The following is a 23,010-nucleotide window of genomic DNA, read 5'->3' on the forward strand; positions in this document are numbered from 1 at the left end:
TCATCGACCCCCTCGCGCTTTCGCCGTGCTCCATGCACGGCGTGGGCGGCGCTCACCCCGAAAAAGGAGACCGACATGTCTGTTGTTGCACTCGCCCCCGGCTACACCGGCACCGTCATGGACAGCGAAGACCGCTTCCACGGCAACCGCCTGCTCTACATCGGCTGGGAAGACCACCTGCTCTTTTGCGCCCCCGTGTGCCTGCCGCTGCCCGGCGCCATGCCCTTCGGCGCGCTCATCAGCGACGTGCTGCCCGGCGTCTACGGCAGCCATCCCGATTTCGAGAAGGTCGACTGGTCGAAGGCCGAATGGTTCGACTCCGGCAAGCCCTTCACGCCCGACGCTTCGAAGTCGCTGGCCGACAACGGCCTGGTCCACAAGTCGGCGCTGCGCTTTCGCACACCCGGACTCACGGGCATTCGCGGCTCGTTCAGCTGAACACAGGAGGGCGTTGCCATGAGCTTCCAGATCATGATCGAGCCGCTGGGCCAGAGCGTCGCCGCGGCCGAGGGCCAGACGGTGCTCGACGCCTGCCTGCGCGCCGGCGTGTGGCTGCCCCACGCCTGCGGCCACGGCGTGTGCGGCACCTGCAAGGTGCAGGTGCTCGAAGGCGAATGCGACCACGGCGACGCCTCCAACTTCGCGCTCATGGACTTCGAGCGCGACGACGGCAAGATCCTCGCGTGCTGCGCGATGGCGCAGGCCGACCTGGTCATCGAGGCCGAGATCGACGAAGACCCCGACGCGCAGTTCCTGCCGCTGGAAGACTTCGACGCCGAGCTGGTCGAGGCCCGCATGCTCACGCCCACCATCCGCGGCCTGTGGCTGCGCACCGACCGGTCCACCGAGTTCCAGGCCGGCCAGTACGTGATGCTGCACGTGCCGGGCGTGGACGGCGCGCGTGCCTTCTCGATCGCCAACGCGCCGGGCGAAGACCTGCTCGAGCTGCACATCCGCCGCGTGCCCAACGGCCGCGCCACCGGCTGGCTGCACGACGAACTGCAGGTAGGCCAGCGCCTGCGCTTCACTGCGCCCAACGGCCGCTTCTTCGTGCGCAAGTCGGCCGGGCTGCCGATGATCTTCGTGGCCGGCGGCTCGGGCCTGTCGAGCCCGAAGTCGATGGTGCTCGACCTGCTCGCCGAAGGCTGTACCTTGCCGATCACGCTGATCCAGGGCGCGCGCAATGCCGGCGAGCTGTACTTCCGCGAACTGTTCGAGCAGCTGGCCGACGTGTACCCGAACTTCACCTACCTGCCGGTGCTGTCCGATGCATCGGAAGAAGGCTCCGACTGGGCCGGCGCGCGCGGCTTTGCGCACGAGGCACTGAAGGCCCACTTCGCGAACGACTTCCGCGGCCATAAAGCCTACCTGTGTGGTCCACCGCCGATGACCGAGGCGTGCATCGCCACGCTGATGCAGGGGCGCCTCTTCGAGCGCGACATCTACACCGAGAAGTTCTTCACCGCGGCCGATGCCGCCTCGGCCGCGCCGCGCAGCCCGCTGTTCAAGGCACTGTGACGTGGAACCCACCATGCGCTTCTCGGTCGCCATCGACAACACCCGCGAGCATTACCTGTGCCGCGCCGACCAGACCCTGCTCGGCGGCATGGAACAGCTGGGTCGCAAGGGCATCCCGGTCGGTTGCCGCGGCGGCGGCTGCGGCGTGTGCAAGGTGCGCATCGAGTCGGGCGCCGTGCGTCGCGAGCGCATGAGCCGCTGCCACGTCAGCGCCGAAGAAGAAGCGCAGGGCTACGTGCTGGCTTGCCGTGCGTATCCGCAGAGCGACCTGGCCTTGCGCGCCGTCGAGAAACTGGCGCGCTGCATCGAGCGATGCCTCGCGGCATCGACACCACCGCCGTCATCGCCACCACCCGATTCCCGTTCCCCCACCTGATCCCCCGATCCCGTTCCCCCACTCAACCACAAGGAGACTTTCATGGCACTCACTGGCGTCATTCGCCCCGGCCACGTGCAACTGCGCGTGCTCGACCTCGGGGCTGCCCTCACGCACTACCGCGACGTGCTGGGCCTGATCGAAACCGGCCGCGATGCGCAGGGCCGCATCTACCTCAAGGCCTGGGACGAGCACGACCACCACAGCGTCGTGCTGCGCGAGGCCGACGAGGCCGGCATGGACTTCATGGGCTTTCGCGTCGACTCGCCCGCCACGCTCGAAAAACTCGCGGGCGACCTGAAGGCCAGCGGCCTGGCCACCGACATGCAGTGGATCGCCGCCGGCGAGCACCTGCGCACCGGCAAGCGTTTCCGCTTCACCGTGCCCACCGGCCACGCCATCGAACTCTTCGCCGAGAAGGAGAAGGTCGGCAACGGCATGCCCTACGAGAACCCCGAGGTCTACCCCGACGACCTCAAGGGCATGGCGCCCTCGCGCTTCGACCACTGCCTGCTGTACGGCGACGACCTGGACGGCACCATGAAGCTGTTCACCGAGGTGCTGGGCTTCCAGCTGGCCGAGAGCGTGGTGGCTGGCCCCGAGCGCATGCACATCGCGGCCTTTCTCACCTGCTCGACCAAGCCGCACGACATCGCCTTCATCCGCCACCCGGAGAAGAACAAGTTCCACCACGCCTCGTTCCTGCTCGACAACTGGGGCGAGGTGCTCAAGGCGGCCGACATCATCACCAAGAAGCGCGTGTCGCTGGACATCGGCCCCACGCGCCACGGCATCACGCGCGGCGAAACCATCTACTTCTTCGACCCGAGCGGCAACCGCAACGAGGTGTTCTCGGGCGGCTACATCTACTACCCGGACAAGCCGCCGCTGGTGTGGACCGACGACGAACTCGGGCGCGCGATTTTCTATCACGACCGCAAGCTCAACGAGAACTTCCTGAGCGTGGTGACCTGAAGGAGACGCTGCGATGAAACAGTTCATGAACTTCATCGGCGGCGAGTTCGTCGCCACCACCAAGACCTTTGAGAACCGTGCGCCGGTGGACAACCGGGTGATCGGATTGGTCCACGAGGCCGGCAAGGACGAGGTCGATGCGGCCGTGCGCGCCGCACGCGCGGCGCTCACCGGCGAATGGGGCCGCATGAGCGTCACGCGCCGCGTCGAGCTGCTGCACGCGGTGGCCGACGAGATCAACCGGCGCTTCGACGACTTCCTCGCGGCCGAAATGGCCGACACCGGCAAGCCGCACGCGCTGGCCTCGCACGTCGACATCCCGCGCGGCGCGGCCAACTTCAAGGTGTTCGCCGACATCGTGAAGAACGTGCCCACCGAGAGCTTCGAGATGACCACACCCGACGGCGGGCAGGCCATCAACTACGCGGTGCGCTCGCCGCTGGGCGTGATCGGCGTGGTGTGCCCGTGGAACCTGCCGCTCTTGCTCATGACCTGGAAGGTCGGCCCTGCGCTGGCCTGCGGCAACACCGTGGTGGTCAAGCCCTCGGAGGAAACGCCCGCCACCGCCACGCTGCTGGGCGAGGTGATGAACGCGGTCGGCATGCCGCCCGGCGTCTACAACGTGGTGCATGGCTTCGGCCCCGACTCGGCCGGCGAGTTCCTCACGAAGCACCCGGGCGTGGACGGCATCACCTTCACCGGCGAGACCCGCACCGGCGAGGCCATCATGGGCGCGGCGGCCAAGGGCGTGCGGCCCGTGTCCTTCGAGCTGGGCGGCAAGAACGCCGGCATCGTGTTCGCCGACGCGGACTTCGACAAGGCCGTGGCCGGCATCACGCGCTCGGCCTTCGAGAACTGCGGCCAGGTCTGCCTGGGCACCGAGCGCGTCTATGTGCAGCGTCCGATCTTCGAGAAGTTCGTCGCCGCGCTCAAGGTCAAGGCCGAGGCGCTGAAGCCAGGCCCGTCGGAGGAGGCCGGCGTCGGCATCGGCCCGCTCATCTCGCGCGAGCACCAGCAGAAGGTGCTGTCGTACTACGACAAGGCCGCGAAGGAAGGCGCCACCGTCGTCACGGGCGGCGGCATCCCGAAGATGCCCGGCGCGCTGGCAGAAGGCCACTGGGTGCAGCCCACCATCTGGACCGGCCTGCCCGAGACGGCCTCGGTGATCCGCGAGGAAATCTTCGGCCCCTGCTGCCACATCGCGCCCTTCGACACCGAGGAAGAAGCCGTCGCGCTGGCCAACGCCACCGACTACGGCCTGGCGACCACCGTATGGACCGAGAACCTGGGCCGCGCGCACCGCGTGGCCAGGCAGGTGCAGGTCGGCATCTGCTGGGTCAACAGCTGGTTCCTGCGCGATTTGCGCACGGCCTTCGGCGGCGCCAAGTCCTCGGGCATCGGACGCGAGGGCGGCGTGCATTCGCTCGAGTTCTACACCGAGCTGCGCAACGTCTGCATCAAGCTGTGAGGGCCCGGCGGTGAGCAACCCCGAAATCGCGAACAGCATCCGCACGGGTGCATTCCACACCAACGTCCACGACCTGGGCGAGGGCGCGCCGGTGCTCTTCATCCACGGCTCGGGGCCGGGCGTGAGTGCCTGGGCCAACTGGCGGCTGGTGCTGCCGGTGCTCGCGCAGACGCGCCGCGTGATCGCGCCCGACATGGCCGGCTTCGGTTTCACCGAGCGCGTGCCCGGCGCGGCCTACACGATGGACGCCTGGGTGCAGCAGGCGATCGACCTGCTCGACGCGCTGGACGTCGAGCACGCCGACGTGGTGGGCAACTCCTTCGGCGGCGCGCTCGCGCTGGCGCTGGCCATCCGCGCGCCGCATCGCGTGCGCCGGCTGGTGCTGATGGGCAGCGTCGGCGTGCCGTTCGCGATCACGTCGGGGCTCGACGCGGTCTGGGGCTACACGCCCTCGTTCGCGAACATGCGCCGGATCATGGACGTGTTCGCGTTCGACCGCGCCCTCGTCACCGACGAGCTCGCACAGCTGCGCTACGAGGCCAGCATGCGGCCCGGCTTCCAGGAGACGTTTGGCGCGATGTTCCCGGCGCCGCGCCAACGCTGGGTCGACGCGATGGCCAGCCCCGAGGCCGCCATTCGCGCGCTGCCGCACGAGACGCTGCTGATCCATGGCCGCGAGGACCAGGTGATTCCGCTGGCCACCTCGCTCACGCTGAGCGAGTGGATCCCGAACAGCCAGCTGCATGTGTTCGGCCGCTGCGGCCACTGGACGCAGATCGAGCACAGCGCGCGCTTCGCCCGCCTGGTCGGCGACTTCCTGAATGAAGCAGACGGATCGATCGATTGATTCCCCCGAGACAGAGCAAAGGAAAAGACCCATGGACCCCACCCTCATCCAGCGGCTCGGCGACGAGCTCTACGACGCGCTGCGCGAGCGCAGCGTCGTGGACCCGCTCACCAGCCGGCACGAAGGCATCACCATCGCCGACGCCTACGGCATCCAGCAGCGCATGATCGCGCGCCGCCTCGACGCCGGCGAGCGCATCGTCGGCAAGAAGATCGGCGTCACCTCGCGCGCCGTGATGAACATGCTGGGCGTGTACCAGCCCGACTTCGGCTACCTGCTCGACGGCATGATCGTCGGCGAGGGCGAGAGCATCGACAGCCGCACGCTGATCCAGCCCAAGGCCGAGGGCGAGATCGCCTTCCTGCTCAAGCGCGACCTCATGGGCCCGGGCATCGGCAACGCCGACGTGCTGGCCGCCACCGAATGCGTGATGCCCTGCTTCGAGATCGTCGACTCGCGCATCCGCGACTGGAAGATCCAGATCGCCGACACCGTGGCCGACAACGCCTCGTGCGGCGTGTTCGTGCTGGGCGACCACGCGGTCGATCCGCGCCGCATCGACCTGGCGACCTGCGGCATGGTGCTGGAGAAGAACGGCGAAATCATCGCCACCGGCGCGGGGGCCGCAGCGCTCGGCTCGCCGGTGAACGCGGTCGCGTGGCTGGCCAACACGCTCGGCGCGCTGGGCATCGGACTCAAGGCGGGCGAGGTGATTTTGTCGGGCGCGCTCGCCGCGATGTTCCCCGCCAAGGCCGGCGACAACTTCCGCGTCTCGATCGGCGGCCTCGGCGGCTGCTCGGTGCGCTTCCATTGAAGGAGACAACCCCATGACGACAACACCCAAGATCAAGTGCGCGCTGATCGGCCCCGGCAACATCGGCACCGACCTGCTCGCCAAGCTGCAGCGCAGCCCCGTGCTCGAACCCGTGTGGATGGTGGGCATCGACCCCGAATCCGACGGCCTCAAGCGCGCCCGCGAGATGGGCCTGAAGACCACGGCCGAGGGCGTGGACGGCCTGCTGCCGCATGTGCAGGCCGATGGCGTGCAGATCGCGTTCGACGCCACCAGCGCCTACGTGCACGCCGAGAACAGCGCCAAGCTCAACGCACTCGGTGTGCTCATGATCGACCTCACGCCCGCGGCCATCGGTCCGTTCTGCGTGCCGCCGGTCAACCTCAAGAGCCTGCTGACGGCAGGCAGTGCGCGGCCGGCCAACGTCAACATGGTCACCTGCGGCGGGCAGGCCACCATTCCGATGGTGGCGGCGGTGTCGCGCGTGCAGCCCGTGGCCTATGGCGAGATCGTGGCCACCGTGTCGAGCCGCTCGGTCGGCCCGGGCACGCGCAAGAACATCGACGAGTTCACGCGCACCACGGCCGGTGCGGTCGAGCGCGTGGGCGGCGCGGCCAAGGGCAAGGCGATCATCATCGTCAACCCGGCCGAGCCGCCGCTGATCATGCGCGACACGGTGCACTGCCTCACCGAAGGCGCGCCCGACGAGGCGCGCATCACGGCCTCGGTGCACGAGATGATGGCCGAGGTGCGCAAGTACGTGCCGGGCTACAAGCTCGTGAACGGCCCCGTGTTCGACGGCCACCGCGTGTCGATCTACCTGGAGGTGGAAGGCCTGGGCGACTACCTGCCCAAGTACGCCGGCAACCTGGACATCATGACCGCCGCCGCGGCGCGCACGGCGGAGATGTTCGCCGAAGCGATGCTCGCCGGCCTTCCGCAACCCGAGCCCGCCGTGGCCTAGGAGCAACCCATGACCACCACGACGAACACCCATCTCCAAGGCCGCCGCGTCACCCTGCACGACATGACACTGCGCGACGGCATGCATCCCAAGCGCCACCTGATGACGCTCGAACAGATGAAGCACATCGCCACCGGGCTCGACGAAGCCGGCGTGCCGCTGATCGAAGTGACGCACGGCGACGGCCTGGGCGGCAGCTCGGTCAACTACGGCTTTCCCGCGCATTCCGACGAAGCGTATCTGGGCGCCGTGATCCCGCTGATGAAGCAGGCCAAGGTGTCGGCCTTGCTGATTCCCGGCATCGGCACCGTCGACCACCTGCGCATGGCGCACGGCCTGGGCGTGCACACCGTGCGCGTGGCCACGCACTGCACCGAGGCCGACGTGTCCGAGCAGCACATCACCATGGCGCGCCGGCTCGGCATGGACACGGTCGGCTTTCTCATGATGGCCCACATGGCCTCGCCCGAGACGCTGGTGCGCCAGGCGCTGCTCATGGAAGGCTACGGCGCCAACTGCATCTACGTGACCGACTCGGCAGGCCACATGCTGCCGGACGACGTCACGGCGCGCATCGGTGCGGTGCGTGCGGCGCTCCGAGCCGACACCGAGCTGGGCTTTCACGGCCACCATAACCTCGCGATGGGCGTGGCCAATTCGGTTGCGGCCGTTGCGGCCGGCGCCAACCGCATCGACGCTGCCGCCGCAGGCCTGGGCGCGGGTGCAGGCAACACGCCGATGGAGGTGTTCGTGGCGGTGTGCGACCGCATGGGCATCGAGACCGGCGTCGATGTGTTCCGCATCCAGGACGTGGCCGAGGACCGCGTCGTGCCGATCATGGACCACATGATCCGTGTCGACCGCGACTCGCTCACGCTGGGCTACGCGGGCGTGTATTCGAGCTTCCTGCTGTTCGCCAAGCGGGCCGAGAAAAAGTACGGCGTGCCCGCGCGCGAGATCCTGGTGGAGCTGGGCCGGCGCGGCATGGTCGGCGGGCAGGAAGACATGATCGAAGACACGGCCATCACGCTGGCCCGTGCACGCCAGGCCGTGCAGCAACAGGAAGGGGTGGCGGCATGAAGCTCGACAAGAACACCATCGCCGCGCTCGCCGAACACCTGGAGACCTGCGAGCTCGAAGCACGCGACACGCCCAAGATCACCGACGAGCATCCCGACATGGACTGGGACGACGCCTACGCCATCCAGAACGAGATCCGCCGCCGCAAGCTCGCGCGCGGCCACCGCATCATCGGGCTGAAGGCCGGGCTCACCTCGCACGCCAAGATGAAGCAGATGGGCGTGACCACGCCGGTCTTCGGCTTCATGGCCGACAACTACGCCGTGCCCGAAGGCGGCGAATGCAAGGTGAGCGAGCTCATCCACCCGAAGGTCGAGCCCGAAATCGCGTTCGTCACCCGACGCGCGCTCAGCGGCCCGGGCTGCCACATCGGCGCCGTGCTCGCGGCCACCGACTTCGTGCTGCCGGGCATCGAGGTGATCGACAGCCGCTACCGCGACTTCAAGTTCGACCTCAAGAGCGTGGTGGCCGACAACACCTCGGCCTCGCGCTTCGTGGTGGGCGGTCGTGCCGTGCCCGCGAGCGAGGTCGACCTGCGCACCGTCGGCATCGTGCTGGAGAAGAACGGCCAGCCCGTGGCCTTCGGTGCGGGCGCGGCGGTGCTCGGCCACCCGGCCGCGGCGATTGCGATGCTGGCCAACCACCTGGGCGCGCGCGGCGAGGAGATACCGGCGGGCACGCTGATTCTTTCGGGCGGCATCACCGAGGCCGTGGCCGTGCAGGCCGGCGATGCCGTCACGCTGAAGGTGCAGGGCATGGGCAGCGTGGGCCTGCGCTTCGTCTGATCCGTACCAAGCACTGAAACCCATCACAGGAGTAAACGAATGCCCTTTGCACAGATCTACCTCATCGAAGGCCGCACTGAAGAACAGAAGCGCGCACTGATCGAAAAGGTAACCCGCGCCATCGTCGAAGCTGTGGACGCGCCGAGAGAAAACGTGCGCGTGTGGCTGCACGACATGCCCAAGGAAAACTGGGGCATCGGCGGCGTGTCTGCCAAAGACCTCGGACGCTGAGCTGCGCGCTGCGGCGTAGTCTTCTCTTCAAGGCCCTTGCGAGTCCCCACTCGCAAGGGCCTTGTGCTTTGTACGTACTCCCGGCGGCCTTGCTCAGTTTCGCCCTGCGCCTGTCTTGGGGGTCGGTGCTTTCGGACTCGCCCGATAGATCGAAGGGACCGTCCTCCTGAAGTCATCAATCAAGAAACCGCTGGATCGAGTTGCATGCATCGCGAGCCCGAGGCGTTCCGGTTCGATCGGGAGCCGATTCTTTGAGCAGGGTCTGGGCAAGAAAAAAGCCCTAAGTCGTTGAAAACTTAGGGCTTTTTTACATCCCCGCGCGAGGCGGGAATGCTGTGTTGGTGGCTCTTCACGGATTCGAACCGCGGACCTGTGGATTATGATTCCATCGCTCTAACCGACTGAGCTAAAGAGCCGTTCAGTACAAAACTGCACCGAAGCCCAAAATTATAGCCCAGGCTTTGGGCCGAGTTCAACACCCGGCGTTTTCAGGTCAACTTTTCTGCGTCCGAACGCATCGGATCGCGCCCCGACCTAACCCCGATCGCCGCTTTGGGCCGTACAAGCTGGGGTGACAATCCTCCGATGTCTGCGCTGCCACGCGCCCCCTCTGTCCAAGCCGCCCCAGCCGCCTCTGGGCGCGATGCCATGCCCGACGATCAGTTGATGCTGGCCTACGCCCGCGGCGATGCCGCCGCCTTCGACGTGCTCTATGCGCGCCACGAAGGCGGTCTGTTCCGCTTCGTCAAGCGCCTGCTCGGCGCGCGGCTGGCGGCGCAGGCCGACGAGGTGTTCCAGGACACCTGGGTGCGGATCATCTCGGCGCGCGACAGCTTCTCGCCGCAGGGCGCCACGTGGCGCACCTGGGCCTTCACCATCGCGCACAACCTCGCGATGGACCGCTTGCGCGTGAGCGGACGTGAGGTGACGCTCGATGCCCACGCGACCGATGACGGTGGCGATGCCGTGCCTGCGCTCGATCGCGGTGTGCTCGGTGCCACCGACTTCTCGGCGCATCCGTCGGCCGAAGAGCTGGCGTTCTGGCGCGCCGCCGGGCGCCGGTTGCTGGCCTGTCTCGACGAACTGCCGGCGGAGCAGCGCGCGGCCTTTCTCTTGCACCATGAAGACGGTCTGACTGTCGATGCGCTCGCGGCCCGATTGGAGATTGGCTTCGAGACGGTGCGCAGCCGCTTGCGCTATGGGCTGCAGAAGTTGCGCGGTTGCATGGAGCGCTACCTCTCGGTGCTGGAGCAGCGGGCTTGAGCACCGACATGAACGACGACCTGCACGATCCGCGGCTGCGCCGCGCGCTGGACCACGCGCCCGATCGCGACGCGACGCCCGCGGCCCACACGCGCGAGGCGATCTTGAAGATGGCGCACAACCTCGCCGCGGCCTCCGCGCCGGCGGCCGGCCATGTGGCTGAGACCACGCCGTGGTGGCGACGCCTGTTCGGCGGCGGCAGTCCCCGCGGGCGCATGCCGTGGAACGCGGCCTTCGCGACCGTGCTCGTGGCGACCTTCGTGACCGTGCTGTGGCATCGCGAGCCGGTGCCTGAGGCAGGGCTCGATGGCGAGGCGCAAGTGGCCAGCGCGCCTGCGCCGGCTTCGGCGCCTCCTGCTCCTGCGCCTGCGCAATCGGCCGACGCGCCGGGGCAAGCCGCATCGCCCGTGACACCTTCCGCTGAATCGGCCATAACGGCGGATGTGCCGCCACCCGCTGCGCAGCGCAGCGAAGCGCCGCGCGAAGTGAAAGAGGCCTCGAAGCTGCGCGACACGCGGGAGACGCGTGAAGCGCGTGAAGCGCCGCGCCGGCGCGAAACCCCTGTTGCGGCATCGGTTCAGAACGACGAAGCGCGGATGCTGGAAAAGGCGGCGCCCGCGGCTCCGGTGGTGCCAGCCCCGGCGGCCGTGCCGGCACCTGCGCCCGCTGCACCTGCCATCTCGTCAGCGCCGATGCCGGTGTCTCCTCCCATGGCCGATGTCGGTCAGAGCCCCGCGCCTTATGCCGCCGCACCCCCGGCACCTGCACCAGCCGCTGCAGCCGCAGCGCCGCCGATGCAGCGCGAGTCTGCAGACCCGGCGCCATCGTTCGCCGCGCAAGGCGGCACCAGCGCGAATGTCGCAGGCATGCAGCGCCGCGCTGCGCCTGTGCAAGCAGCACCTGCTGCCAAGGCCGCACCACGCGCAGCCACCGAAGCCATGGCGCGGGGCGGCTTCACGGCACTGGACCGCTGGACCACCCTCGACATCACGCGCGCCGGCACCACCACGCGCCAGGCGCGCGGCGACACCGAGGGCCTCGCAGCGTTGGTGAACAGCGTGGCGCGCGCGGCCACCGTGTCGGGCGGGGAACTGGTGCCGCCGGTCGAGGCACGCATCGAACTGCGGCGCGACGGCGCGTTGCTGGCCGTGCTCGAGATCGCGGGCGATCAGGTGCGGTGGACGCCGCAGCCGGGCGGCTCTGCCGCCCTCGGCACACCACCGGCACAGACGCTCGACGCGTTGCGCACGGCGGTCTCGCGGACCCGCTGACGGCGACTGCTGCAGTCGCCGGGTCCGCGATTCAGCGCATCAGGCGTTCTTGAAGTCCGGGGCCCGCTTGTTCAGGAAGGCGTCCATGCCTTCCTTCTGGTCCTGGGTGGCGAACAGCGCGTGGAACAGGCGGCGTTCGAACATCACGCCGTCGCTCAGGCCGCTCTCGAAGGCGCGGTTGACCGATTCCTTGGCCGCCATCACGGCGATCTGCGAGAAGCCCGCGATGATCAGCGCGGCGCCCAGCGCCTCATCGGCCAGTTTCTCGAACGGCACGACGCGGCTCACGAGCCCTGCGCGCTCGGCTTCGGCGGCGTCCATCATGCGGGCGGTGAGCGCCATGTCCATGGCCTTGCTCTTGCCCACCGCGCGCGGCAGGCGCTGCGTGCCGCCGGCACCGGGGATCACGCCGATCTTGATTTCGGGCTGGCCGAACTTGGCGTTGTCGGCTGCGATGATGAAGTCGCACATCATCGCCAGCTCGCAGCCGCCGCCCAGCGCAAAGCCGCTCACGGCCGCGATCACCGGCTTGCGGATCGAGCGGATGGTTTCCCAGTTGCGGGTGATGTAGTCGCCCTTGTAGGTGTCGATGAAGCTGTACTTGGCCATCGCCGAGATGTCGGCGCCGGCCGCGAAGGCGCGTTCGCTGCCCGTGAGGATGATGCAGCCGATGGCGTCGTCGGCGTCGAAGGCCTTGAGCGCCTGGCCCAGCTCGGTCATCAGCGCGTCGTTCAGCGCATTGAGGGCCTTGGGGCGGTTGAGGGTGACGATGCCGACCTTGCCTGCTTCGGTTCGCACTTCGATGTTTTCGTAGCTCATGGTGTCTCTGTCTCCGGGGGAGGTGGGGGAAAAACGCGCCCCACTATACCGAGCATGGCCCCGGGCCCGCTGGCGCGCGGGTGTTTCATTTGAGAATTATTCTCATCTAGAATGGCCGCCATGGACTTCCCGATGCAAGAACATGCCGTGTTGCTGCGGGCGTACGCCCGGGTGCAGGAGCGTTGCTCGCGCCTGCTGATCGAGCAGGCCGCCCACATCGAACGGCTCGAAGCGCAGATCGTGCGGTTGCGCGGCGCCCTGATGGCGCGCGACTCGGCGATTGCCATCGTGCGCGAAGAACTCGCGGTGCGCGCGGCCGTGGGCACAGCCTTGCCCCGGCGGCTGCATGCACTGCTGGTGCCGGGCGGCCGGCGCCACCATCCGCTGCCACCGGGACCGGAAGTGCCGGCCGATCTGCGTGCCAAGGCGGTGCTGTGTGTCGGGCGTTCCGAGACGGCACAAGCGGTGCCTTCGCTGGCGCGCCAACTCGTGGAGATTGCCGGCGGCCATTACCTGCACCACGACGGCGGCGACGAGGCCGACGACCCCGCGGCGCTTGAAGCAGGGCTGCGCGCCGCCGACCTCGTGATCTGCCAGACCGGCTGTGTGAGCCACGGCGCCTACTGGCGCGTGCAGGACCACTGCCGCCGCACCGGCAAACCGTGTGTGCTGGTGGGCGAGCCGCAGCCGATGCTGTTCGTGCGGCCGCCACTCGTGGCGGCCGTCGATCACGCGGCCTGAAAAAGAAACTACGGCGTGGTGGCTGCGAGCCAGGCCGTGACCTTGGCCGCGTCGTGCGCGAACAGCCGCCACGTGGTCGATGCGGTCGGCAGCGCGAGCGGCAGCCGCAGCAGCCGGCGGTCGCGTGCGACGAGGGCGGTGCACTTCGTGGCATTGCCGAGGTACAGCGCCAGGTCGTCGAGCTTCGCGAGGCGCCAGGCTTGCGCGGGTTGCGCCGTGGCCTTGCCGCGTCCGCCGACGGCTGGCAGTTCGATGCCGAGCCATTCGTCGTTGGCAGAGAAGCCCGCCTTCTCGGCGGCACCGCCGCGCAGCACCACCTTGATCTGCACGCTGCCGCCAGTTTCGGCCACGCGCAGGCCCAGCGCCTGCGCGGGTTGCGACGGATCGTCGAGCGTGGCCACGCCGTGGGCGCGCAGCAGGTCGGCCAGCGGGAGTTCGTCGGTCGAATGCACCCAACGCGCCAGTTCCGGCGCGTACGAGCGTCCGCCCACGGCTTCGAGTGCGGCCGCAATGTCGGCTTCGCTGATGGGGCCACCGCTGCTGTGCGTCCAGAGGTGGCGCATCACGTCGTCGAGCGTGCCTTTGCCTTCGCGGCGCAGCGTGAGGTCGAAGCACAGCGCCACCAGCGCGCCCTTGGTGTAGTAGCTGACGGTGCTGTTGGGCGTCTGCTCATCCTGGCGGTAGTACTTGACCCAGGCGTCGAAGCTCGCGTCGGCCACCGGCTGCACCAGCCGGCCCGGCGTCTGCAGCACCTGGTTGATGGTCTTGTTGAGCAGCCGCAGGTAGGCGGCGTCGTCGATGCGGCCGGCGCGGCGCAGCAGCAGGTCGTCGTAGTAGCTCGTGAAGCCTTCGAAGAACCACAGCAGTTGCGTGTAGTTTTCCTGGCTGTAGTCGTAGCGCGCGAACTCCGCCGGGCGCATGCGCTTGACGTTCCAGGTGTGGAAGTACTCGTGGCTGATGAGGCCGAGCAGCGTGGTGTAGCCCTCGGGCTGCTTCTTCTTTTCGCCGCGTTGCGGCAGGTCGCGGCGGTTGCAGATGAGCGCGGTGGAGTGGCGGTGCTCGAGCCCCCCGTAGCCGTCGTCCACGGCGTTGAGCATGAACACGTAGCGGTCGATCGGCAGCTTCGGCCCGCCCCGCTTGCCGACCTTGTCGCCGTGCCAGAAGCGCATTTCCGCTTCGCAGATGGCTTTCGTATCCGCAATGAGGCGCTCGCCGTCGAACGAGGCCGCGGCGCCCGCGATCACGAAGCGGTGCGGCACGCCGCAGGCGTCGAATTCGGCGCTCCAGAAGGCGCCCATCTCGACCGGGCTGTCGGCCAGTTCGTCGTAGCCGCCGGCGCGGTAGCTGCCGAAGCCGTGCTTGTCGGCTTTCGTCGGCACGAGCGCGGTGGCGCACGACCAGCGCGCGGCGTTTGCCGGGAGCGTGGGCGGCACGATTTCGAGCGCATGCGGCACCTCGGTCTGACCTTCGACGCGCAGGCAAATGCTGGTGCCGTTGAAGAAGCCGCGCGTGGCGTCGAGCCATGCGGTGCGCACCGAGTTGTCGTAAGCGCACACCTGGTAGTGCAGCACCAGCGGCTGGCCCGGCACGCAGTCGATCTGCCAGCTGCATTTGTCGAGCTGCGTCAGCACCGGCTTGCGGCGGCCCTGCGCGGCGCGCAGGCCCTGCAGGTTCTTGGCGAACTCGCGCACGAGGTAGCTGCCTGGGATCCACACCGGCAGCGCCACGCGCTGCTGCGCGGCGGGCGCGGCGATGGTCAGCGTGACGGCGAACAGGCGCGCATGCAGGTCGGCGCACTCGACGCGGCAATGCACGGCGGGCGCGGCGGTGGCTGCGGCCGCGCGCCGGGAAGCGGAGGTCGTCGCCATCGGGTCAGTTGGCGGCGGCGAGCTGCTTCTCGACCTGCTCGACGGGGATCGCGCCCGGGACGCGGCTGCCGTCGGTGAAGATCAGCGTGGGCGTGCCGGTGATGTTGTACTTGCGGCCGAATTCCACGTTGCGCTCCAGCGCCGTCACGTTGCAGCTGCTGGCGGCGGCGGCGGGCTTGACGCTGCTTTCCATCCAGTCGGCCCAGGCCTTGCCCGGGTCCTTGCTGCACCAGATGTCACGCGACTTGGCGGTCGAATCCGGACCGAGCACCGGGTACAGGAACATGTAGACGGTCACGTTGTCGACCTTCTTCATGTCCTTCTCGAAGCGCTTGCAGTAGCCGCAGTTCGGGTCTTCGAAGACGGCGACCTTGCGCTTGCCGTTGCCGCGCACGATCTTGATGGCGTCTTTCACGGGCAGCTTGTCGAAGGCGACGGCGGTGAGCTTCTCGACGCGCTCCTCGGTGAGGTTGCGCTTGCTCTTCGCGTCGATGAGGCTGCCCTGCAGCAGGTAGTTGCCTTGCTCGTCGGTGTACAGCAACTGGCTGCCGCCCAGGCGCACTTCGTACAGGCCCGGCACGGGCGTCTTGGTGACTTCCTCGATGGCAGGCAGTTGCGGGATGTGCGTCGGCAGGTTCTTGCGGATCTCGGCCTCGCCCGCGCCGGCGGTGGAGAGCGTGAGCAGCGCGCAGGCGGCGACGAGAAGGTGGCGAACGAAGGTCATCGGGAAAGGTTTCGGAAAAAGGTGGAGGGCTGGCTGCGGCGTCAGGCGGTCAGGCTTTGAGGCCCATGGCCTGGGCGGTGATCCAGTGCTTCACGAAGCGCGTGCGGTCGAAACCGCGCATGCCCCAGTTGCGCAACGCAGGCAGGGGTCCCAGGTTGTGCGAGAAAAGTTGCTGCAGCCCGTCAGTCGCCAGGCTCATCTGCAGCACGTCGGCGCGGCGGGCGCGTTCGTAGCGGCGCAGCAGGCGGGCGTCGCCCACGCTGCGCCAGTAGTCGCGGGTGCGGATCACGTCGGCCAGCGCGGCCGCGTCGGCCAGGCCGAGGTTCAGGCCCTGGCCCGCGAGCGGATGCACCGTGTGGGCAGCGTCGCCCGCGAGCACCCAGGACTGGGTGGGCTGGCCCGGCATCGCGCCCGACCAGCGGTCGGCGATGGCGCGCGACAGCGGCCACACGGCGCGCTCGCTCGTGAGCCGCAGCGAGCCCAGCTCGCCGTGGCTCGCCTCGCTCACGGCCGCGCTGAATTCTTCGGCGCCTTGCGCGACCAGGTCGGGCACGCGCAGCTGGTCGACCGACCACACGAGCGCCAGCGTCTTGCCGTGCACGCCGCCCAGCGGCAGCAGGGCGAACACCTCGCCGCGGTCGTTGAACCACTGGCGCGCGATGCCGTCGTGCGTGTGCGCGGCCTCGAGCCGCGCGGCCATGGCGTGCTGCGGGTAGCGCGTGACCTCGTAGCTCACGCCCAGCGCCGCGCGCGAGGCGCTGGCCTTGCCTTCGCACACCACCGTGAGGGGCGCGGCCACGGGCTCGGCCACCACGTCGATCAGGGGTTGGAAGCGCACCGCGTCGGCCAGTTGCTGTTCGAGCGCGGGCACGTCGACGATCCAGGCCAGCGCCTCGACCTTCTGGCGCGCGGCGCTGAACTGCACGCGGCCACCGTCGTCGCCATGCACCTGCATCTCGTGCACCGGCGTGGCATGGACCGTGTCGGGCCAGGCGCGCAGCGATTCGAGCAGGGTGCGGGACGCCGCGTTGAGCGCGTACGCCCGGATGTCTTCCTTGCCCGCAGGGGCCGGCGGCACCACCAGCGCGACGCGCACGCGTTCGCGCGCCAGCAGCAGCGCCAGCGTGCGGCCGACGATGCCGGCGCCGCGGATACAAACTTCGGGGGAAAGGGCCATCGGATGATTGTAGGAGTTGCCTCCCGCACGGGCGCCGATACCCGTTCATGCGGGAGAATGGCCAGCGATTTCAAAGGAACCCCCACCGTGTCGCAGCCGCCCGCTTTCGATCTCCAGGCCACCATTGCCCGCCTGTTCGTGTACCCCGTCAAGTCGTGCGCCGGCGTCGAGCTCGACGAGATGCTGCTCACCGAAACCGGCCTGGAGTTCGACCGCGCCTGGATGGTGGTCGATGCGCAGGGCGAGTTCGTCACCCAGCGGCAGCTGCCGCGCATGGCGCTCATCCAGCCGCAGATGAAGCACACCGAGGTCGTGCTGCGCGCGCCCGGCATGCTGGCGCTGCACCTGGCCTTCGACCGCGTCGAGCAGCCGGTGCGCGTGCGTGTGTGGAAGGACGAGGTGGCGGCCTACGACATGGGCGACATCGCGGCCCAGTGGTTCAGCGACTTTCTTTCCGAGCCAGGCAAGCCGCAGACGCTGCGCCTGGTGCGTTTCGACCCCGAGCACCAGCGCCTGTCGAGCCTGAAGTGGACCGACGGCGTCGAGGCGCTGAACCAGTTCGCCGACGGCTTTCCGCTGCTGGTGGCCAGCGAAGGCTCGATTGCCGAACTCAACGAGCGACTGGCGGCGGCGGGCCACGGCCCGGTCGGCATCGAGCGCTTCCGCCCGAACATCGTGCTGGCCGGCATCGAGTCGCACGACGAAGACCGGGTCGATGCGCTGCACGTCACCACCGGCGAAGGCGAGGCCGAGCTGCGCCCGGTCAAGCCCTGCACGCGCTGCCCGATTCCTGACATCGACCCGGCCACCGCGCTCAGCAGCCCCGAGGTCGGCGACATGCTGCGCACCTACCGCGCCGACGCGCGCGTGGACGGCGGCATCACCTTCGGCATGAACTGCATCGTGGTGCAGGGCGTGGAGCACCTGCTCAAGGTGGGGCAGGTGGTGGGCGCGAACTACCGCTTCGAGTAACGGGCGATCAGAACGCCACGCCTGCGATCAGCAGGATGTTGGCGTAGGGCGTGCATTCGCCCGTGCGCACGATGGCGCGGGCCTTCGCGCTGCGGCGCTTGAACTCTTCATGCGACACGGTTTGCGGCGCGATGCCCAGCGACTGCGGGTACCAGTCCGGCAGCGCCTTCGCATCGCCTTGCAGTGCTTCGTCGGCCACCACGATGCCTTCGACCTGCATCTCCGACAGCACCGCCTTGAGCACGTCGCTGATTCCCGGTACGCCGCGCGCCACGGCCAGGTCGATGCGGCGCGGACCGTCGGGAATCGGCAGGCCGGCGTCGCCGATCACCAGCATGTCGCCGTGGCCCATCGAGGCGATCACGTGGGAGAGTTCGGCGTGCAGCAGGGGAGAGCGTTTCACAGCGTGATCCAGTCGGGGGGCAGGGGGCTGCGCAGCACGGCGTCGCGCTGCGGAATGGAGGGTTGGGCGCCGGGCTGCTGGATGCACAGCGCGGCGGCGCGGATGCCCAGGCGCACGGCCTCGTCGAAGGACTGGCCTTCGCCCAGTGCCACGGCGAGCGCACCCAGGAAGGTGTCGCCGGCGGCGGTGGTGTCGACCGCCTGCACCCTCGGCGCGGGATGGTGGCGCGCGCCGTCGGCATCGACCGCCACCGCACCCCGCGAGCCCAGCGTCACGACCACGCGGGCGATGCCGCGCGCGCGCAGCGCCTGGCCGGCCTGCGCGGCTTCTTCGGGGCTGTCGGCGTTCTGGCCCGACAGCGTCTGCGCTTCGATCTCGTTGACTACGAGCGTGTCGATGCGGGGCCAGAGTGCCTCGGCGATGGGCTGCACCGGCGAGGGGTTGAGCATCACCTTGCAACCCACGTCGTGTGCCGCGTCGATGGCGCGCGCGACCTGGGCCATCGGCGTCTCGAACTGCGCCACGAAGAAGGCCGCGCCCTGCAACTGCGTGCGCAGGGCGGCGTCGTCGAGGGCGACGCGCGCGTTGGCGCCGGGGATCATCACGATGCGGTTCTGGCCGCTGTCTTCCACCAGGATCAGCGCCGTGCCGGTGGGCTCGGTGGTGTCGGTGCGCAGCGCGGCGGTGTCGATGCCGTCGCGTGCGAGCGCATTGCGCAGCGCCTGGCCGTGCGCGTCGTCACCCACGCAGCCGATCATGTGCACCTGCGCACCTTCGCGCGCGCAACTCACGGCCTGGTTGGCGCCCTTGCCGCCGGGAATGGCGTCGATCGAGCGGCCCAGCAGGGTTTCGCCCGCGGCCGGCGCGTGCGGCACGCGCAGCACGATGTCCATGTTCAGGCTGCCGAGCACCACGATGCGCAGGGGCGTGGAGGAAGAAGGAGGCTGAAGGCTCACGAGGTGCGGGACTTGGAAGATGTGGCGGAGGTTGCGGTGGTGGCGGCCGTGGAAGTGGCAGGCGTCACGCCCGCTTCGCGAAAGCCCGCGTGGCGCGCGGTCGAGGCGCGCACGCGCAACTCGGGTTGCAGCACGACCTTGCGTGCGTCGCGGCGCTTGCCGCCCATGCGCTCCAGCAGCATGTCGACCGCCAGTGCGCCGATGCGCTCCTTGGGCTGCGCCACGGTGGTGAGCGGCGGGCTGGTGTAGGCCGACAGTTCGATGTCGTCGAAGCCCACGATGGACAGTTCGTCGGGCACCCGCACGCCGCTTTCGTGCGCGGCACGCAGCGCGCCGATGGCCATGAGGTCGTTGCACACGAACACGGCCGAGGGCTTCTGCTCGGTGCGCAGGATGGCGTGCATCGCCTCGTAGCCGCCCTGGCTGGTGAAGCCGCCGCGCCACAGCAGCGCGTCGGCGTTCGGTGCCGAGCCGGTTTCCGCCAGCGCCATGCGCCAGCCTTCGATGCGCTGCTCGCTCGACGTCACGCCGGTCGGTCCGCCGATGCAGGCGATGCGCTTGTGGCCCAGCGACAGCAGGTGCCGCACCGCGAGCAGGCCGCCCTGCATGTGGGCAGTTTCGACCAGGTCGCAGGCGGGATCGGCGATTTCGCGGTCGACCAGCACGGTGGGAATGCGCAGGCCGCGCAGCTGGGTGGCGAGTGAATCATCTTCATCGGCGCCGGTCGACACCACGATGAGCCCGTCGATGCGGCGCTCGGCCAGCACCTGCAGGTACACGCTCTGGCGCCGGGGCTCGTCGTCGGTGTTGCACAGCACCAGCGTGTAGCCGGCCCCGAAGCAGCGGTCTTCCACGATGCGCACGATCTCGGCGAAGTAGGGGTTGGAGCTGTTGGGAATCAGCATGCCCAGCGTCGAGGTGGTGTTGCTCTTGAGGCTGCGCGCCATCGCGTTGGGCACGTAGCCCAGCTCGCGGATCGCCAGCTCGACGCGCTCGCGCACCTTGGCGCTCACGTGGCGCGTGTCGTTGACGACGTGCGACACGGTGGTGACGGAAACGCCCGCCTGGAGTGCGACGTCCTTGATGGTGGCCATGGTTGTCCTTGTTCCTGTGGAAGCTCAGGCCAGCCGGCGATCGGCCCGGCGCTGGCGCAGGGTGTCGATGATGACGGCCACCACGATCACCGCGCCCGTGATGATGCGCTTGCTCGGTTCGCTCGCGCCCACCTGCGCCAGGCCGGCCTCGAGCACCGCGATGATCAGCACGCCGAAGAAGGTGTTGACCACCGAGCCGCGCCCGCCCATGAGGCTGGTGCCGCCGATGACCACGGCCGCGATCACCTGCAGCTCGATGCCGACGCCGGCGTTCGGGTCGGCCGCTTCGAGGCGGGCCGACTGCATCAGGCCCGCCAGCCCGGCCAGCAGGCCGGTCACGGCGAACACGATGATGCGGATGGGGCGCGGGTCGATGCCCGCCAGGCGCATGGCTTCCTCGTTGGTGCCGATGCCCACGACATGGCGGCCGAACACGGAGCGCGTGAGCACCAGCTGCCCCACGGCCACCAGCACCACGGCGAGCACGAAGGCGGCCGAGATGCCGCCGATCCACGGCGCGGCCAGGCCCGAGATGGCGTCGCCCACGTACTGCGTGCGCGAGTCGGTGACCAGGTAGGCGCCGCCGCGCACGGCTTCGAGCATGCCCAGTGAGACGATGAAGCTGGGCAATCGCCACGCGACCGACACCGCACCCGTCACCGTGCCGCAGATGAGGCCGGTGGCCAGGCCCAGCAGGGCGGCCAGCGGCACCGAGAGTTTCCATTCGAGGATGGCGGCGGCCGTGACGGCCGCGCTCAGTGCGAGCACCGAGCCCACCGACAGGTCGATGCCCGCGATGATCAGCACGAAGGTCATGCCCACCGCCATCACGGCCAGCGCCGGGATTTCGTTGGCGATGGAGATGAAGGTGTCGCGCGTGAGGAAGTATTCGCTCATCGCGCCGAACAGCGCAATCATGCCCAGCAGCACGACCGTCAGGCCCAGGTAGGTGCCGAGCTGGCCCTTGAGTGCGGATGGCTGCTTGCCGGCGGCGGAAGGCGCAAGAGAAGAGGGAGAAGCGGCGTTCATGGTCGTCAGGCGTCGGCGGAAGTCGGGGCGGAAGCTGCGGAGTCGGCCGAAAGGGCGGAATCCGCGGGAGAGCCGGGCACGCGGCCCGTGGCATCGCTGAAGGCGGCGGCGAGCAGCGACTGCTCGGTCCACTCGCCGCGCTCGAACACCGCGACCAGCCGGCCGGCGCTCATCACGCCGATGCGGTCGCACATGGCCATCAGCTCGCGCAGGTCGCTGGAGACCATCAGCAGCGCCTTGCCGGCGTCGGTCATGCGGTCGAGCTCGGTGTACAGGTCGGCGCGCGCGCCGACGTCCACGCCGCGCGTGGGTTCGTCCAGCAGCAGCACCTTGCATTCGCGGTGCAGCCAGCGCGCGAACACCACCTTCTGCTGGTTGCCGCCGCTGAGTGTCGACACCGGCTGCTCGATGCTGCGCGAGCGGATGCGCAGCAGCTCCACCAGCCGGCGCGCAATCTGGCGCTCCTTGGCGCGGCGCAACCAGCCGGCATGCGAGATCGCGCCCAGGTCGCTCAGCGTGGCGTTGACGCGGATCGGCTGCGACAGCAGCAGGCCCTGCGACTTGCGGTCTTCGGTCACGAGGCCGATGCCCGCGCGGATCGCCTGCATCGGCGAGCGCCAGCCCTTGCGCGCGTGCTGAACGGGTTGTGCGGCCGGCGTGCCGTCGTGCAGCACGAGCTCGCCGCGGTCGGCTCGGTCGGCGCCGAACAGCAGTCGCACGAGCTCGGTGCGGCCCGAGCCGACCAGGCCGGCCAGGCCCATGATTTCACCGGCGCGCAGCTCGAGGTCGACATCGCGCACCACCTGCGCCCGGCCGATGCCGTGTGCGCTCAGCAGCACTGGGCCCGCGACGCGGCGTGCGCGGCCTTCGTGCTCGTGCACCGCCCGCCCGACCATGCGCTGCACCAGTTCGGATTCGCGCACGCCGGCCATGGCGCGCAGGTCGACCAGCTTGCCGTCGCGCAGAACCGCCACGCGGTCGGCGATGCGCTGCAGTTCTTCGAGGCGGTGCGACACGTAGACGATCGCCACGCCGCGCAGCTTCAGCAGCTCGATCTGCTCGAACAGGTGCGCGGTTTCGCGCGGCGTGAGCATGGCGGTGGGCTCGTCGAGCACCAGCACGCGCGTGTCGTCCTGCAGGTTGCGCGCAATCTCCACCATCTGCTGCTGGCCGATGCCCAGCCGCGCCACCGGCGTGGCGGGGTCGATGCCGTCCAGGCCGATCTTGGCGAGCTGGCGCTCGGCCAGTTCGTGCAGCGTGGCGCGGCGGATCCAGCCGCTCTTGTGCGGCAGGCGGTCGAGCAGCAGGTTCTCGGCCACCGACAGCGTGGTGACGAGGCCGAGTTCCTGCATGACCATGCGCACGCCCAGCCGCTCGGCATCGCGGCGCGAAGCCGGCGCGAAAGGCTGGCCGTCCAGCAGCATGCCGCCGCGCGTGGGCTGCACCAGCCCGCAGACGATCTTCGACAGCGTGCTCTTGCCCGCACCGTTCTCGCCCGTGAGCGCGAGCACTTCGCCGGCGCGCAGCTCGAGCGAGACGTCGTCGAGCACCGGCGCCGCGTAGTCCTTGCCCACGGTGCTCAACGAGAGCACCGCGGTGGGTAAGGGCGGGTGCAGGGCGGCGTCGGTGGCGGCAGTCAAAACGGAGTCTTCTTCT

At 69.1% G+C, this 23,010-nt stretch carries 23 protein-coding genes, 1 tRNA gene and 1 pseudogene; 15 read left to right on the forward strand and 10 right to left on the reverse strand.

Going from position 1 to position 23,010, the window contains the following annotated elements; translation table 11 throughout:
• Nucleotides 1-75: 75 nt before the first annotated feature.
• The 11 genes and pseudogenes from ASD34_RS12270 to ASD34_RS12320 form a co-directional block, all read left to right on the forward strand.
• The gene (locus ASD34_RS12270; protein WP_056577704.1) at nucleotides 76-438 is read left to right on the forward strand and encodes a phenol hydroxylase subunit P4; all 363 of its coding nucleotides are present in this window, start codon (nucleotides 76-78) and stop codon (nucleotides 436-438) included.
• Between the two features lie 18 nt (nucleotides 439-456).
• Nucleotides 457-1,518 carry an NADH:ubiquinone reductase (Na(+)-transporting) subunit F gene (locus tag ASD34_RS12275; protein ID WP_056577706.1) on the forward strand — a complete coding sequence of 354 codons (1,062 nt, stop codon included), beginning with the start codon at nucleotides 457-459 and terminating at the stop codon, nucleotides 1,516-1,518.
• 1 nt (nucleotide 1,519) lies between these two features.
• Nucleotides 1,520-1,894, forward strand: coding sequence for a 2Fe-2S iron-sulfur cluster binding domain-containing protein (locus tag ASD34_RS12280; protein ID WP_321164608.1), 375 nt, complete (start codon nucleotides 1,520-1,522; stop codon nucleotides 1,892-1,894).
• 42 nt (nucleotides 1,895-1,936) lie between these two features.
• On the forward strand, nucleotides 1,937-2,869 hold the full coding sequence (locus tag ASD34_RS12285) for a catechol 2,3-dioxygenase (protein WP_056577708.1): 933 nt from the start codon (nucleotides 1,937-1,939) through the stop codon (nucleotides 2,867-2,869).
• A gap of 13 nt (nucleotides 2,870-2,882) precedes the next feature.
• Nucleotides 2,883-4,337 carry a 2-hydroxymuconic semialdehyde dehydrogenase gene (locus tag ASD34_RS12290; protein ID WP_056577710.1) on the forward strand — a complete coding sequence of 485 codons (1,455 nt, stop codon included), beginning with the start codon at nucleotides 2,883-2,885 and terminating at the stop codon, nucleotides 4,335-4,337.
• A gap of 10 nt (nucleotides 4,338-4,347) precedes the next feature.
• Entirely contained in the window at nucleotides 4,348-5,184 is an 837-nt protein-coding gene (locus tag ASD34_RS12295; protein WP_056577712.1) for an alpha/beta fold hydrolase, read from the forward strand.
• 31 nt (nucleotides 5,185-5,215) lie between these two features.
• Complete coding sequence (gene dmpE / locus ASD34_RS12300; RefSeq protein WP_056577714.1) at nucleotides 5,216-5,998, forward strand: 2-oxopent-4-enoate hydratase; 783 nt, start codon at nucleotides 5,216-5,218, stop codon at nucleotides 5,996-5,998.
• Between the two features lie 13 nt (nucleotides 5,999-6,011).
• Nucleotides 6,012-6,941: an acetaldehyde dehydrogenase (acetylating) gene (locus ASD34_RS12305; protein WP_056577716.1), complete on the forward strand. Its 930-nt coding sequence runs from the start codon at nucleotides 6,012-6,014 to the stop codon at nucleotides 6,939-6,941.
• A gap of 9 nt (nucleotides 6,942-6,950) precedes the next feature.
• Complete coding sequence (dmpG, locus tag ASD34_RS12310; protein WP_056577718.1) at nucleotides 6,951-8,021, forward strand: 4-hydroxy-2-oxovalerate aldolase; 1,071 nt, start codon at nucleotides 6,951-6,953, stop codon at nucleotides 8,019-8,021.
• A complete protein-coding gene (gene dmpH / locus ASD34_RS12315; protein ID WP_056577720.1) occupies nucleotides 8,018-8,806 on the forward strand; it encodes a 2-oxo-3-hexenedioate decarboxylase in 789 nt (262 codons plus the stop codon). Before dmpG ends, dmpH begins: the two co-directional genes overlap by 4 nt.
• A 33-nt stretch (nucleotides 8,807-8,839) precedes the next feature.
• Nucleotides 8,840-9,037, forward strand: a pseudogene (locus ASD34_RS12320) (2-hydroxymuconate tautomerase); the annotation flags it as partial.
• Between the two features lie 339 nt (nucleotides 9,038-9,376).
• Here the strand turns inward: ASD34_RS12320 and ASD34_RS12325 are convergent.
• A tRNA-Met gene (locus ASD34_RS12325) sits at nucleotides 9,377-9,453 on the reverse strand.
• Nucleotides 9,454-9,622: 169 nt separating this feature from the next.
• Here ASD34_RS12325 and ASD34_RS12330 point away from each other — a divergent pair.
• Both ASD34_RS12330 and ASD34_RS28160 read left to right on the forward strand, forming a co-directional pair.
• Nucleotides 9,623-10,300, forward strand: coding sequence for a sigma-70 family RNA polymerase sigma factor (locus ASD34_RS12330; protein WP_056577724.1), 678 nt, complete (start codon nucleotides 9,623-9,625; stop codon nucleotides 10,298-10,300).
• Nucleotides 10,297-11,571 (forward strand): hypothetical protein, encoded by a 1,275-nt coding sequence (locus ASD34_RS28160; protein ID WP_235510043.1) that lies wholly within the window; start codon nucleotides 10,297-10,299, stop codon nucleotides 11,569-11,571. Before ASD34_RS12330 ends, ASD34_RS28160 begins: the two co-directional genes overlap by 4 nt.
• A gap of 39 nt (nucleotides 11,572-11,610) precedes the next feature.
• Here the strand turns inward: ASD34_RS28160 and ASD34_RS12340 are convergent, their stop codons facing one another.
• A complete protein-coding gene (locus tag ASD34_RS12340; protein ID WP_056577726.1) occupies nucleotides 11,611-12,390 on the reverse strand; it encodes an enoyl-CoA hydratase in 780 nt (259 codons plus the stop codon).
• A gap of 132 nt (nucleotides 12,391-12,522) precedes the next feature.
• On the opposite strand from ASD34_RS12340, the gene ASD34_RS12345 reads away from it, so the two are divergent.
• Entirely contained in the window at nucleotides 12,523-13,131 is a 609-nt protein-coding gene (locus ASD34_RS12345; protein ID WP_082548654.1) for a DUF2325 domain-containing protein, read from the forward strand.
• A gap of 8 nt (nucleotides 13,132-13,139) precedes the next feature.
• Here ASD34_RS12345 and ASD34_RS12350 read toward each other — a convergent pair whose 3' ends face one another.
• From ASD34_RS12350 to ASD34_RS12360, 3 genes are read right to left on the reverse strand one after another with little or no spacing between them, the layout of a single operon-like run.
• The gene (locus ASD34_RS12350) at nucleotides 13,140-14,999 is read right to left on the reverse strand and encodes a M61 family metallopeptidase (protein WP_056577730.1); all 1,860 of its coding nucleotides are present in this window, start codon (nucleotides 14,997-14,999) and stop codon (nucleotides 13,140-13,142) included.
• A gap of 4 nt (nucleotides 15,000-15,003) precedes the next feature.
• The gene (locus ASD34_RS12355; protein ID WP_056577731.1) at nucleotides 15,004-15,723 is read right to left on the reverse strand and encodes a DsbC family protein; all 720 of its coding nucleotides are present in this window, start codon (nucleotides 15,721-15,723) and stop codon (nucleotides 15,004-15,006) included.
• Between the two features lie 49 nt (nucleotides 15,724-15,772).
• Nucleotides 15,773-16,900 carry an FAD-dependent monooxygenase gene (locus tag ASD34_RS12360; RefSeq protein ID WP_056577732.1) on the reverse strand — a complete coding sequence of 376 codons (1,128 nt, stop codon included), beginning with the start codon at nucleotides 16,898-16,900 and terminating at the stop codon, nucleotides 15,773-15,775.
• 57 nt (nucleotides 16,901-16,957) lie between these two features.
• On the opposite strand from ASD34_RS12360, the gene ASD34_RS12365 reads away from it, so the two are divergent.
• The gene (locus ASD34_RS12365; RefSeq protein WP_414929873.1) at nucleotides 16,958-17,872 is read left to right on the forward strand and encodes an MOSC domain-containing protein; all 915 of its coding nucleotides are present in this window, start codon (nucleotides 16,958-16,960) and stop codon (nucleotides 17,870-17,872) included.
• 7 nt (nucleotides 17,873-17,879) lie between these two features.
• On the opposite strand, the gene rbsD is transcribed toward ASD34_RS12365, so the two are convergent.
• From rbsD to ASD34_RS12390, 5 genes are read right to left on the reverse strand one after another with little or no spacing between them, the layout of a single operon-like run.
• A complete protein-coding gene (rbsD, locus tag ASD34_RS12370) occupies nucleotides 17,880-18,275 on the reverse strand; it encodes a D-ribose pyranase (protein ID WP_056577734.1) in 396 nt (131 codons plus the stop codon).
• The gene (gene rbsK, locus ASD34_RS12375) at nucleotides 18,272-19,231 is read right to left on the reverse strand and encodes a ribokinase (RefSeq protein ID WP_056577736.1); all 960 of its coding nucleotides are present in this window, start codon (nucleotides 19,229-19,231) and stop codon (nucleotides 18,272-18,274) included. The genes rbsD and rbsK overlap by 4 nt, the downstream gene beginning before the upstream one ends.
• Nucleotides 19,228-20,325, reverse strand: coding sequence for a LacI family DNA-binding transcriptional regulator (locus ASD34_RS12380; RefSeq protein WP_056577738.1), 1,098 nt, complete (start codon nucleotides 20,323-20,325; stop codon nucleotides 19,228-19,230). Before ASD34_RS12380 ends, rbsK begins: the two co-directional genes overlap by 4 nt.
• Nucleotides 20,326-20,349: 24 nt before the next feature.
• Nucleotides 20,350-21,354 (reverse strand): ABC transporter permease, encoded by a 1,005-nt coding sequence (locus tag ASD34_RS12385; protein ID WP_056577740.1) that lies wholly within the window; start codon nucleotides 21,352-21,354, stop codon nucleotides 20,350-20,352.
• A gap of 5 nt (nucleotides 21,355-21,359) precedes the next feature.
• Nucleotides 21,360-22,994 (reverse strand): sugar ABC transporter ATP-binding protein, encoded by a 1,635-nt coding sequence (locus ASD34_RS12390; protein ID WP_056577742.1) that lies wholly within the window; start codon nucleotides 22,992-22,994, stop codon nucleotides 21,360-21,362.
• Nucleotides 22,995-23,010: the final 16 nt, after the last annotated feature.

Source organism: Variovorax sp. Root473 (genome assembly GCF_001426505.1).
In the GTDB taxonomy this organism is placed as follows: Bacteria; Pseudomonadota; Gammaproteobacteria; order Burkholderiales; family Burkholderiaceae_C; genus Variovorax.